The sequence below is a fragment of the Vibrio sp. 10N.286.52.F8 genome (genome assembly GCF_041468745.1).
Taxonomy (GTDB): domain Bacteria; phylum Pseudomonadota; class Gammaproteobacteria; order Enterobacterales; family Vibrionaceae; genus Vibrio; species Vibrio crassostreae_C.
In genome coordinates, this window is the sequence record NZ_JBFRJF010000034.1 from 1 (window position 1) to 946 (window position 946).

Annotated in this window: 2 protein-coding genes; both read right to left on the reverse strand. The window is 42.9% G+C overall.

The annotated features are described in order from the left end of the window. Nucleotides 1–99: 99 nt before the first annotated feature. On the reverse strand, nucleotides 100–594 hold the full coding sequence (locus tag AB4133_RS16490) for a DUF2780 domain-containing protein (RefSeq protein ID WP_017058875.1): 495 nt from the start codon (nucleotides 592–594) through the stop codon (nucleotides 100–102). A 134-nt stretch (nucleotides 595–728) separates the two neighbouring features. After that, the coding region (locus tag AB4133_RS16495; RefSeq protein WP_170967442.1) for an FKBP-type peptidyl-prolyl cis-trans isomerase at nucleotides 729–946 on the reverse strand (218 nt) is incomplete at its 5' end.

Genomic DNA, 946 nt, shown 5'->3' on the forward strand with positions numbered 1-946 from the left:
ATCTCGTATCTCGTATCTCAAATATCTTTTCTTCCACGCACAAAAAAGAGCACCGAAGTGCCCTTATTAGATTTTAAGCTAGCTATTAATAACTAACGATTATTGCCATATAGCTGAAAGTGAATCCATCAGGCCGCTCGTCGCACCTTGTGACTGCAATGCTTGAAGAATGATTGGCGCAAATGTCGTAACCATTGATGGATCCATGCCTAATCCAGAAAACGCACTTTCAACGGCACCTTGTGAGCTTAGTAGCGATGATAGCCCCGTAGACTCAAGGCTCGACATGCCTGGAATAAGTGTCGCGAGTTCTTTGTTGTCGGCTGTGCCAAGTGAGTTTTGTGCAAGGGCCAACATTGAACCAATACCGCCAACTGCTTGGTCGCTGGTAACAGAAGCTTGGTCAGCTACCGTATCCACAAGTGGTGTTGTTTCGTTCTGCTGAGACCACATATTCACTGCTGCCATTAGTGCAGTTTGTGATAGTTGGGAATAGTTGGTATCTGATGATGAACTGGTTTGTTCAGAGTCGCTAGTGCTAGCGCAAGAGACAACAGCAAGGCTGCTTAAAACTGTGATGAGTACTTTCTTCATTATTCGTCCTTAAGTAATAAAGTAATTTACTCTTTCACTATAAACGAAAAACGGCGATGTAGTCACATCGCCGTTGGATTATTTCAATTTTATTTGCCAATAGTATTTTGTTTTACTAAAGGTTTTTATAAAAATTAAAGAATAGCTAGAAGTTCTACTTCAAATACTAGAGCAGCAAATGGTGGGATTGCAGCACCTGCGCCACGCTCACCGTATGCTAGATCTTGAGGGATGTATAGCTTCCACTTAGAGCCAACAGGCATCATTTGTAGAGCTTGTACCCAACCTTGAATTACGCCAGTTACAGGGAATTCAGCAGGTTGACCGCGAGATACAGAGCTGTCGAAAACAG